At 72.8% G+C, this 10973-nt stretch carries 8 protein-coding genes and 1 pseudogene; 6 read left to right on the top strand and 3 right to left on the bottom strand.

The window, feature by feature from the left end; all coding sequences use genetic code 11:
- From KME77_RS07005 to KME77_RS29085, 6 genes and pseudogenes are all read left to right on the top strand, one after another.
- Positions 1 to 228: pseudogene (locus tag KME77_RS07005) on the top strand (spermidine/putrescine ABC transporter substrate-binding protein); the annotation flags it as partial.
- 4 nt (positions 229 to 232) lie between these two features.
- On the top strand, positions 233 to 1084 hold the full coding sequence (locus KME77_RS07000) for an ABC transporter permease (RefSeq protein ID WP_219463120.1): 852 nt from the start codon (positions 233 to 235) through the stop codon (positions 1082 to 1084).
- The gene (locus tag KME77_RS06995; RefSeq protein WP_219463118.1) at positions 1081 to 1866 is read left to right on the top strand and encodes an ABC transporter permease; all 786 of its coding nucleotides are present in this window, start codon (positions 1081 to 1083) and stop codon (positions 1864 to 1866) included. Before KME77_RS07000 ends, KME77_RS06995 begins: the two co-directional genes overlap by 4 nt.
- A 32-nt stretch (positions 1867 to 1898) precedes the next feature.
- Positions 1899 to 3293 (top strand): NAD(P)/FAD-dependent oxidoreductase, encoded by a 1395-nt coding sequence (locus KME77_RS06990; protein ID WP_219463122.1) that lies wholly within the window; start codon positions 1899 to 1901, stop codon positions 3291 to 3293.
- A 25-nt stretch (positions 3294 to 3318) separates the two neighbouring features.
- The gene (locus tag KME77_RS06985) at positions 3319 to 4191 is read left to right on the top strand and encodes an alpha/beta hydrolase (RefSeq protein WP_219463116.1); all 873 of its coding nucleotides are present in this window, start codon (positions 3319 to 3321) and stop codon (positions 4189 to 4191) included.
- 69 nt (positions 4192 to 4260) lie between these two features.
- Positions 4261 to 5154 carry a serine hydrolase gene (locus tag KME77_RS29085; RefSeq protein WP_219463114.1) on the top strand — a complete coding sequence of 298 codons (894 nt, stop codon included), beginning with the start codon at positions 4261 to 4263 and terminating at the stop codon, positions 5152 to 5154.
- A 2-nt stretch (positions 5155 to 5156) separates the two neighbouring features.
- Here the strand turns inward: KME77_RS29085 and KME77_RS06975 are convergent, their stop codons facing one another.
- The 3 genes from KME77_RS06975 to KME77_RS06965 all read right to left on the bottom strand — a co-directional run.
- Positions 5157 to 7793: a PEP/pyruvate-binding domain-containing protein gene (locus KME77_RS06975; RefSeq protein WP_219463112.1), complete on the bottom strand. Its 2637-nt coding sequence runs from the start codon at positions 7791 to 7793 to the stop codon at positions 5157 to 5159.
- Positions 7794 to 7851: 58 nt separating this feature from the next.
- Positions 7852 to 9360, bottom strand: a complete 1509-nt coding sequence (locus tag KME77_RS06970; protein ID WP_219463110.1) for an MFS transporter — start codon at positions 9358 to 9360, stop codon at positions 7852 to 7854.
- A gap of 35 nt (positions 9361 to 9395) precedes the next feature.
- Positions 9396 to 10973, bottom strand: a 1578-nt coding sequence (locus KME77_RS06965) for an ATP-binding protein (protein ID WP_443679242.1), incomplete at its 5' end; no start/stop codon positions are given.

Here is a 10973-nt window from a genome sequence, read left to right as displayed (position 1 = left end):
GATGAGTTCATCCAGTTCCTCACCCCCGTACCGGCTGTCCGGGACCTGCTGCGCGAGAAGGCCGCCGGCGCGAAGGGCGAGGACAAGAAGGCGCTGGAGCAGATGGTGGACAGCCCGCTGATGTTCCCCTCCGAGGCCGACTACGCCAAGCTGCACAGCTACACCCCGCTCACGACCAAGCAGGAGCAGGTGTTCAACCCGATCTTCCAGTCGATCACGCAGGCGTAGCGCGATGAGGCGGCTGACCCCCTACCTGCTGGCGCTGCCGAGCTGGATGTGGCTGGCGATCTTCCTGGTGGTGCCCATGGCCGCCATGGCGTCGGTGTCGCTGCAGACGGGCAACGCGATCGACGGCTTCGCCATGACGTTCAGCTTCTCCAACTACACCGACGCGATCGGCCGCTACAGCACCCAGCTCCTGCGCTCCCTGCTGTACGGAGGGCTCGCGACGGTGGCCATGCTGGTCATCGGCTACCCCGTCGCGTACTGGATCGCGTTCAAGGGCGGCGCGCGCAAGTCCATGTACCTGTTCCTGCTGCTGCTGCCGTTCTTCGTCTCGTTCGTGCTGCGCACGATCTCGTGGGGCTTCCTGCTGGCCGACGACGGCATCCTGTTCGGCACGCTGAAGGGCTGGGGGCTGCTGGCCGCCGACTTCCACGTGCTGGCCACCACGTTCGCGGTGGTGGGCGGGCTGACGTACAACTTCCTGCCGTTCATGATCCTGCCGATCTACGTGGCGCTGGAACGGGTCGACCCACGGGTGATCGAGGCGGCCTACGACCTGTACGCCTCGCGCCTGTCGGCCTTCCGGCGGGTGGTGCTGCCGCTGTCGCTGCCCGGCGTGTTCGCCGGGGTGCTGATGACGTTCGTGCCCGCGACGGCCGACCCGGTCAACGCCCAGATCCTCGGCGGCACGGGCAACACGATGATCGGCAACATCATCCAGACCGAGTACCTGACGAACCTGGACTACCCGACCGCCTCGGCGCTGTCGTTCACGCTGATGGCGGTGCTGCTGGTGGGCATCTTCATCTACGCGCGGGCGCTGGGCACCGAGAACGTCCTCGAGGCGGCGGCCCGATGAGGGGCGGCCGGCTCGGCGACAGGCTGCTGCACGTCTACACCTGGCTGATCATCGTCTGGCTGTCCTCGCCGATCGCCGTGATGATCCTGTTCGGGTTCAACGACAAGAAGAGCAAGTCGAACACCAGCTGGCAGGGCTTCACCCTGCGCTGGTACGGCGAGCTGTTCGACATCTCCGACCTGACCACCGCGCTGCGCAACTCGCTGGTCATCGCCGTCGTCAGCACGATCATCACCGTCGTGATCGGCACCATGCTCGGCCTGGCCGTGGGCCGCTACCGCTTCCGCGGCCAGGGGACCACGAACTTCCTGGTCTTCGCCGCGATCTCCACGCCCGAGCTGGTCATGGGCGCGTCGCTGCTGTCGCTGTTCGTCTCGGGCACCGTGCCGCGCGACGCGAACACGATCATCATCGCGCACGTGCTGTTCTCGCTGTCGTTCGTCGTCGTCACCGTGCGGGCCAGGGTGATCGTGCTGGACCCGTCGCTGGAGGAGGCGGCCAGGGATCTCGGCGCCACGGCGTGGGGGACGTTCAGGCAGGTGACGCTGCCCTCGATCATGCCTGGCGTGCTGGCCGGGGCGATGCTGGCGTTCGCGCTGTCCATCGACGACTACGTGGTCACCAGCTTCGTGAACGGCTCCACCATCACCTTCCCGCTGTGGATCGTGGGGTCGGTCAAGACCGGGATTCCGCCCCAGGTCAACGTCATGGGTACGCTGATCTTCGGCATCGGCGTGCTGATCGCCGTCGCCAACGCGGTCACGGCCAGACGCCGTGCGTAACGGAAAACATCACCTGTAGGGACGTGAGATTTGTGGATCCGCTGAAGGCGCTTGCTGACGCGGAGCGCAAGCCGTACTGGCTGGACAATCCGGCCAGACCCGAGCCGCGGCCGCGGCTCACCGGAAACACCAGCGCCGACCTCGTCGTGGTCGGCGGCGGCTTCTCGGGGTTGTGGACCGCCCTGATGGCCAAGGAACGCGACCCGTCGCAGGACGTCGTCCTGCTCGAAGGCCGCAGGATCGGCTGGGCGGCCTCCGGCCGCAACGGCGGGTTCTGCATGTCGACGCTCACCCACGGCCTGCCCAACGGCCTCGAACGCTGGCCCGACGAGATCGACAAGCTCGAACGCCTCGGCGTGGCCAACCTCGACGAGATCGGGCGGACACTGGAGCGCTACGGCATCGAGTGCTCCTTCGAGCGCACCGGCGAGCTGAACGTCGCCACCGAGCCCTGGCAGCTCGACGCGCTCGTCGAGCACCTCGACCTGGTCGCCGAGCTGGGGCTCGACCACGTGCCGCTGGACGAGGCGCAGGTGCGGGCCGAGATCGACTCGCCCACCTACCTGGGCGGCGTCTGGGAGCGCGACAGCTGCGCCATGCTCGACCCGGCCCGGCTGGCCTGGGGCCTGCGCGAGGCGTGCGTCGCGCTCGGCGTGCGCGTCCACGAGCGCAGCCCCGTGCGCGCGCTTGACGACGACGGCGCCACGATCACCCTGCGCACCCCGCACGGCTCCGTCACCGGCCGCCGCGTCGCGCTCGGCACCGGCGTGTTCACGCCGCTGCTGCGCCGGCTCAAGCACTTCGTGGTGCCCGTGTACGACTACGCGCTGATGACCGAGCCGCTGACCGAGGCGCAGCTCGCCTCGGTGGGCTGGCGCAACCGGCAGGGCGTCGGCGACTCGGCCAACCAGTTCCACTACTACCGGCTGACCGACGACAACCGGATCCTGTGGGGCGGCTACGACGCCGTCTACTACAACGGCGGCCTGGTCAGGCCCGAGTACGACCAGCGCGACGAGACGTTCGTCAAGCTCGCCGAGCACTTCGCCACCACGTTCCCGCAGCTGGCCGGGGTGCGCTTCACGCACAAGTGGGGCGGGGTGATCGACACCTGCAGCCGGTTCAGCGCCTTCTACGGGCAGGCGCACGGCGGGCGGCTGGCGTACGCGGTCGGCTACACCGGCATGGGCGTCGGCGCCACCCGCTTCGGCGCGAACGTCATGCTCGACCTGCTGTCCGGCGAGCGCACCGAGCGGACCGCCCTGCGGATGGTACGCGAGAAGCCGATGCCCTTCCCGCCCGAGCCGGTGCGGTCAGGGGTGATCCAGTTCACCCGGTGGTCGATCGCCCAGGCCGACCAGCACCAGGGCAAGCGCAACCTGTGGCTGCGCGCGCTCGACCGGATGGGGCTGGGCTTCGACTCGTGAGCGACCCCCGGCCACACTGTGAGGCATGAAGGTTGAGTTCGCCGCCGACGGCGTGAAGCTGGCCGGGGACCTGCGGGTGCCCGAGGGCGAGGGGCCGAGCCCCGCGCTGGTGTTCACCGGGCCCTTCACCGGGGTGCGTGACCAGGTCACCGGCCTGTACGCGGAGCGGCTGACCGCCCAGGGCTACGTGACGCTGGCCTTCGACCACCGCAACTGGGGCGGGTCGGGCGGTGAGCCGCGCTGCCACGAGGACCCGCAGGCCAAGCTGTCCGACCTGCGGGCCGCGGTGTCGCTGCTGCGCTCGCGCCCGGAGGTGGACGCCGGGCGGATCGGCGCGGTCGGCATCTGCCTCGGCGGCGGGTACGCGCTGCGGTTCGCGGCCTTCGACCCCCGGGTGAAGGTGTTCGCCGGGATCGCGGGGGCCTACAACAACCCGTACGCCATGCGCTCGGGCATGGACTACCAGGCGGCGCTGACCGGCTTCACCGAGGTGCTGGAGCGCCAGGACCTGGGCGGCCCCGTCGAGTACCTGCCCGCCGTGGCGCGGGAGGGCGAGGCCGCCATGCCGGGCGACGAGCCGTACGCCTACTACGGCGGCGACCGCGGCGCCTCCGCGACCTGGGAGAACCGGGTCACCCGGGCCAGTGTGCGCGAGCTGATCACCGTCGACAACATGATGGGCGCCGACTTCCTGTCGCCCAAACCGGCGCTGATCGTGCACGGGGTGGTGGACAGGTTCTGCCCGCCGGAGGGCGCCGAGGAGGCGTTCCGGCGGCTGGACCAGCCCAAGCAACTCGTCTGGGTGGACGCCAAGCAGCACATCGACCTCTACGACCGCGAGCCGTACGTCGGCCAGGCCGTGCGGGCCGTCACGGACTTCCTGCGCGAGCACCTGTGACGGGTGTGATCGGCCGGCCCGCTGGGTAACGATCTCCCTGACCCCCGGTGAGAGCTGGGGGGTTGGCGCGTGCGTGTGACAGGGTGGGCCGTTCTGGCACTGGTGTCGGCCTGTCAGGCCAGTGGGCAGGCGGCGCTCCCGCCCGTCGTGGCCAAGGCGCCGCATCCCACCCGCTGCCTGCTGACCACCCCCGACCCGCGCGCCGGGGCCGCCGCTCGCGTACGGCTCGGCCGCGACCTCGAACGCTACCTGGAACGCCAGCCGGGGCGGGTCGTGTACGCGGCGCACGACCTGGCCACCGGAGTCCGCCTCGGACACGGGGAGCACCAGCACGACATGATCACCGCCAGCGGCGCCAAGGTGGACATCCTGACCGCGCTCCTGCTGCGCCGCGCCCGGCTGGACGCCGGCGAACGGGACCTGGCCTCGCGCATGATCCGGGAGAGCGACAACTCGGCGGCGGACGCGCTGTGGGGGCGGGTGGGGGCCGGCGACGGGATGAGCCGGTTCTACCGGCGGGTGGGGCTGAGGGAGACCGTCCCCGGGCCGAGCCGCTTCTGGGGCGGCACCCTCACCAGCCCGGCCGACCGGCTGCGGCTGCTGAAGGTGCTGGTCAACGGCTCCAAAGGGCTCGGGACCGCCGACCGCGACCTCGTGCTCGGGCTGATGGGGCGGGTGCAGCGGGACCAGTCCTGGGGGGTCAGCGCCGCCGCCCGCCAAGGGGAGCGGGTGGCGCTGAAGAACGGGTGGACGCCGCGGCCGTTCATCCACAACACGTGGGCGGTCACCAGCTACGGGCGGATCCTCGGGCCGGGGCGCGACCTGCTGCTGTCGGTGCAGACGGATCGGCAGCCGGGGGAGGGGGCGGGCATCGAGACGATCGAGGGGCTGGCCCGGATGATCGGCCGCCGTCTCGCCGACCTGTCACCGCTGCGGACCCGCCCCTGCGCCGCCACTCCGTGACGTCAGGCCACCGTCTCCAGGGCCGTGGCCTCAGAGGCCGCCGTTCCGGGACCTGTTGTCTCGGGACCCTCGGTCCCGGAACCCGCCGCCTCGACGACCGCGCCCGACGTGCCGTCCACCGTGATCACCTGGCCGGTGCGGATGCGGTCCGTCGCGTGGGCCACCCCGACCACCGCCGGGATCCCGTACTCGCGCGCCACCACGGCCCCGTGCGAGTTCGCCCCGCCCATCTCCATCACCAGCCCGCCGGCGGTCAGGAACAGCGGCGTCCACCCGGGGTCGGTGGACGGGCAGACCAGGATCTCGCCCGGCTCCAGCCGCGCCCCGACCGGGTCGAGCACCACCCTGGCCACCCCGGTCACCTGCCCCGGCGAGGCGGCCGAGCCGGTCAGCGCGCCCTCCGCGACCGGGCCCGAGGCCACCGCCTCCGGCTCCGTGCCGTCCGACAGCATCACCCGGGGGATGTGCCGGCGGCGCAGCTCGCGTTCGTGGGTCTCCCGCCGTTCCTGGACGACCGCGCGCAGGTCGGCCCCCGACCTGGCCTCCGCCAGCGTCACGAGGAACACGTCCTCCGGCGCGGCCAGCAGCCCGCCGGCGGCCAGCTCGCGGCCCACGTCCAGGAGCTGGGCGCGCAGCGCCGACAGCATCCGCACGATGACGAACTTGGGCAGCTCCCGGGCCCCGATCAGCTCCCTGGCCCGCCCGAGCGCGAACCGCACGATCCGGCCCCGTAGCCCGCGCCCGGCCCGCGCGGCCAGTTCCTCGGCCATGTCCCGGGCCTCGGCCGCGCCCTTGGCGAAGAGCACGTCGGGGGCCAGCGCCGGGTCGTCCAGCCGCAGGTAGTTGGCGATCATGCCCAGGACGTGCGTGGGGTCCTCCGACCAGCGGGGCAGCCCGAGGTCGATCTCGGCCACGGCCCTGTCGCCGTACACGGCCAGGAAGTCGCGCACCCCCTGCGGCAGCGGCCCGCGCGCCAGGACGGCGGGCGGCTCGGCCAGGAAGCGCGCCGCCTCGGCCGGGTCCTCGCGCAGCTCGCGGGCCAGCCGCCACAGCGCCAGGTCCATCTCGGTGGTCACGTTGCGCGGCACCCCTCGCAGCACGGTCTGCAGCTCCTCGGGCCGCGCCCGGCCCTTGAGCAGCCGGGACGCCAGGAGCAGCATCGGCGCCGCCGCCCCCGCCACCGGGAAGAACCGCGGCGCGATCGGCGTGATCCGCTCGTACAGCATCCTGGCGACGTGGTCCACCCGCTCGGCGACGCTCGCGCCCTCGGGCGGCGTGAGCCCGGCCACCAGGGCGTCGGCCAGCCGCCGCGCCCGCCGGTCGGCCCCGGCGGGATCGGCCAGCGCCCGCAGCATCGTGACGGGCACGCCGTGGCGCAGCGCCAGCCGGGCCACCCGCCTGACCAGCGGCCGGACGGCGCGGTTGGTGACGCTGAGCCGGGGGTCGTCGAACAGACCGCGCAGAACGGCCGCCGACCTGGCCTCCATCAGGTCGAACACCCTCGGCACGATCGCCCGGCCCACGCGGCTGCGCATGACGCCCGTGACGTCGACGAACACCCGGCCGGCCGCCTCGGTGAAGGCCGGCCCGCCGGCCAGCGGGGCCGCGACGGGGGAGCCGAACAGCCCGGACACCGACGACGACACGACGCGGAAGGCCGCCATGCCCATCGGCGTCAGCGGGCGGAAGACGCCCTGGGCCACGCTGAAGCAGAAGTAGACGCGCAGGCCGTCACGCTGGTCGCGCGGCAGCGGGAACAGCGTCGTGACCGGCCTGGCCTGGGTGAGCCACAGCTTCCCGGCCGCGTCGAAGGCCCACTCGGTGTCCTGCGGAGCGCCGTACAGCTCCTCGACCCGCGCGCCGAGCGCCGCCAGCGCCCGCACCTGCCCGTCGGTCAGGCACGCGCCGTCCGAGGATCCGGTGACGTGCTCGACCCCGCCGCCCGGAAGGGACCGTACGGCGAGCCGCTTGTCGCCGATCCGCCGGTCCAGGACCTCACCGGAGTCGAGGTCGGCGACGAAGTGGTCGGGGTTGACCGCGCCCGACACCACCGACTCGCCGAGCCCCGGCGCGGCGTCGATGACGGCGCGGCGGCGGCGTCCGGTGACCGGGTCGGCGGTGAACATCACCCCGGCCGTCTCCGACTGCACCATGCGCTGGACGACGACGGCCAGGCGCACAGAGGCGTGGTCGATGCCGTTCGACTCGCGGTAGGCCACCGCCCGGTCGGTCCAGAGCGAGGCCCAGCAGCGGCGTACGGCGTCGAGCACGGCCTGCGCGCCGACGACGTTGAGGTAGGTGTCCTGCTGGCCGGCGAAGCTCGCGTACGGCAGGTCCTCGGCGGTGGCCGACGAGCGGACCGCGACCGGCCCGCCGGGCAGCGCGTCGAGCAGCGCGTCGAGCACGGCCGCCGCCACGTCGGCCGGGATCGGGGCGCGCAGGATCCGCTCCCGCACGTGAGCCGCGCCGGCCGTGGGGTCGATGCCGGAGGCGATCCGCCGGTAGGCCTCCGTGGTGACGCAGAACCCGTCGGGCACCGGCAGCCCGGCCCTCGTGAGCACGCCGAGGTTGGCCGCCTTGCCGCCGACCTCGGCGAGCATCGAACCATCGATGTCAGCAAATTTCAGGATCATGTTCATGACCGCCTCCTGAAACCGACGGTAAAACTCAACGCCGTTGAAGTCAACAGATAATGAATTAGTGTGACGCGGCCAACGTCTCCTCCGGGATGACCTTCGGCACGCCGCGCAGCCCGACCAGCGCGAGCCCGGCCACCACCAGCAGCATCACACCCGTGACCAGCGACGTGACGTGCACGCCGTCGACGAACGCGACCCGCGCCGCCTCGATCACCTGGGCAGCCTGGGCGGGCGGCAGCGCGGCGGCCGTGTGCATCGCCCCGGCGATCGACTCCCGGGCCGCCTCCGCGGGCACCCCGGCGGGCAGGCTGAGACTGGAGGTGTAGGCGCTGTTCAGGACGGTGCCGAGGATCGCGATGCCGAGTGCGCCGCCCAGCTCGAACGCCGTCTCCGACACCGCCGCCGCGGCGCCCGCCCGCTCCCTGGGGGCCGTGGCCAGCACGTTGTCGTTGTTGACGGTGAAGGTGAGGCCGATGCCCATCCCGCAGAGCGTCATGGGGATCAGCATCACGGCGTAGTTCAGCTCCAGGCCCAGCGTGCTGTAGTAGAAGAACGCGCCCGCGGTCAGCGTCAGGCCCAGCGCGACGACGCCGTTCCTGCCCAGCGGCCCGATCAGCTTGGCCGCCAGGACACCGCCCAGCGCGCCGCTGAGACCGCCGGGCAGGCCCGCCAGCCCGGCCTGCAGCGGCGTCCAGCCGAGCACGAGCTGGAAGTACCAGGCGAAGATCAGCGACATGGCCGTCATCGTGAAGATCGCCAGCAGGTTCGTGCCGACCGACGCGCTGAAGGCCCGCCTGCCGAACAGCCGCACGTCGATCAGCGGCTCGGCCAGCCTGGTCTGCCGCCACACGAACAGCGCCAGGCACGCGACGCCGACCACCGCCGCCACGGGCACGTCCAGGTGGCCAACGCCTTTGTGCGCCGCCTCCTTGATCGCGTAGATGGCCGTCACGATGCCCGCGAACGACAGCACCACGCTGAACGGGTCCACCCGGCCCGCCCCGGGGTTGCGCGACTCGGGCAGCACGGCGTACCCGGCGATCAGCACCACCACCATGATCGGCACGTTGATGAGGAAGACCGAGCCCCACCAGAAGCGCTCCAGCAGCAGGCCGCCGACGACCGGGCCGAGCGCGAACCCGGCCGCGCTCATTCCGCTCCAGATCCCGATGGCGGCGGTCCGCTCGCCGGGGTCGGTGAAGACGTTGCGGATGATCGACAGCGTGGACGGCATGATCGTCGCCCCGGCCACGCCGAGCAGCGCCCTGGCCGCGATGAGCAGCTCAGGGGTGGGCGCGTACGCGGTCAGCGCCGAGGCCACGCCGAACGCGGCGGTCCCGATGAGCAGCAGCCGCTTGCGGCCGACGCGGTCGCCGACGTTGCCCATGGTGATGAGCAGGCCGGCCAGCGCGAAGCCGTACATGTCGCCGATCCACAGGAGCTGCGTGGCGTTCGCGCCGAGGTCGCCGACCAGCCGGGGCAGCGCCAGGTGCAGGACGGTCATGTCCAGGGAGAGCAGGAGCGTGGCCACGCAGGCGACGGCCAGGCTGGACCATTTGTTCGTCATGGTCCTGACGGTGGCGCGGGGCGCTGACCGGCCGCCTACCGGTCGCTGACCGGCTGCGCGAGTCTGGTCAGCCCCTGGCGGACGCGGTCGCGGGTCTCGGCGGCGACGTACCAGTCGGCCGGGCACTCGGCCCGCGCCTGCTCCATGAGCGCGCGGGCGGTGGTGAGGTCGCCGTGCAGCTCGGCCAGCTCGGCCAGCCCGACGTGCGCCCTGGCCATCGTGTCGCCCGAGCCGCCGATGCGCCGCGACAGCTCGGCGGCCCGGAGATAGTCGGCGCGGGCGGCCTCGGACTCGCCCAGCCGGACCATGGCGTCCGCGCGGCGGCACATGTTCTCGGCCGTGTCGGCCGCCGCTCCCAGCTCCCGCGACAGTACGAGCGCCTGCTCGGCCAGATCCCGGGCCTCGGCGTGGTCGCCGCGCTCGGCGGCCAGGTCGCTCAGCCCCGCCAGCACCAGCGTGGCGCCCCAGCGCTCACCCAGCGCCCTGAACTCGGCCAGCCCCCGCGCCAGCTCGGCGGTGGCCTCCTCGCGGCGCCCCACCACCTGGAGCAGGAAGCCGACGCCGGAATGGCTCAGCGCCTGCGACCACGGCTGCAGATGTCCGACGAATTCGTCCATCAGCTTGCGCACGCTGTCGTAGTCGCCGAGCGGCGGCCCCGCGAACAGCGGCAGCATCATCGTGAAGAACTCCAGCCGCTCCGGGATGAAGTCGATCGGCAGCCTGCGGCGGACCTCCGCCAGCCGGGCGCGCAGCGCGTCGTCGGGCTCCCGGCGCCAGGCCGCGACGAGCACGGTCATCGCGTACTCCTCCTCCAGCCCGGCGGGCGCGTCCGGCCCCATGGTGGCCAGCAGGCCGCCGGCCAGCGCCGCGCTGGTCGCGCGGTGGCCGCGCATCCACCAGTAGCAGGCGGAGTAGCCCAGGATCCGCAGGCCCAGGTCGTGCCTGCCGCTCTCGGCGGCCCAGCGGACCGCCGTGGCCAGCTCGTCGCTCTCCTCGTCGAGGCGGGCGAGCCAGGTGAGCTGCTCACGCTTGCGCAGGTGGCCGTCGGCCTCGATCGCCAGGTCCTGGTAGTGCTCGGCGTGCGCCAGGCGCGTCCGCTCGGCCTCGCCCGACTCGGTCAGCCGTTCCGCGCAGAACGCCCTGATCGTCTCCAGCATCCGGTAGCGGCCGTCCACCACCTCCACCAGCGACTTCTCGGCCAGCGAGAACAGCAGCTCCTCCGGCAGCCCGCACACCCGCTCCGCCGACCCCGGCCGCGCCCCGCCCGCGAACACGGTCAGCCGCCTGGCCATCCGCTGCTCGTCCGCGCCGAGCAGGTCCCAGCTCCACGCCACGACCGCGCGGAGCGTCTGGTGCCTGGGCAGCGCCGTACGGCTGCCGCGCGCCAGCAGCCTGAACCGGTCGTCGAGCCGCGCCGCCACGTCGGCGACCGACAGCGTGCGCAGCCGCGCGGCCGCCAGCTCGATCGCCAGCGGCAGCCCGTCGAGCGCCCGGCAGATGTTGCCCACGTGGGCCAGGTCCGCCTCGCCGACCGGCCGCCCGACCGCCGCCGCGCGGTCGGCGAACAGGCGGGCGGCGGGGGAGGCGGGCGGGGGGGGGGGCTCGGGCGGGGG

Source organism: Nonomuraea rhizosphaerae, assembly GCF_019396405.1.
Lineage (GTDB): Bacteria > Actinomycetota > Actinomycetes > Streptosporangiales > Streptosporangiaceae > Nonomuraea > Nonomuraea rhizosphaerae.
Note: the sequence above shows the minus strand (reverse complement) of the source record. Positions and strands in the feature narration are given on the sequence as shown.

Bases quoted from the DNA above. Each gene is read 5' to 3' on its own strand.
- KME77_RS07000 (WP_219463120.1), top strand. From the start codon at position 233: ATGAGGCGGCTGACCCCCTACCTGCTGGCGCTGCCGAGCTGGATGTGG.
- KME77_RS06995 (WP_219463118.1), top strand. From the start codon at position 1,081: ATGAGGGGCGGCCGGCTCGGCGACAGGCTGCTGCACGTCTACACCTGG.
- KME77_RS06985 (WP_219463116.1), top strand. From the start codon at position 3,319: ATGAAGGTTGAGTTCGCCGCCGACGGCGTGAAGCTGGCCGGGGACCTG.
- KME77_RS06975 (WP_219463112.1), bottom strand. From the start codon at position 7,793: ATGAACATGATCCTGAAATTTGCTGACATCGATGGTTCGATGCTCGCC.
- KME77_RS06970 (WP_219463110.1), bottom strand. From the start codon at position 9,360: ATGACGAACAAATGGTCCAGCCTGGCCGTCGCCTGCGTGGCCACGCTC.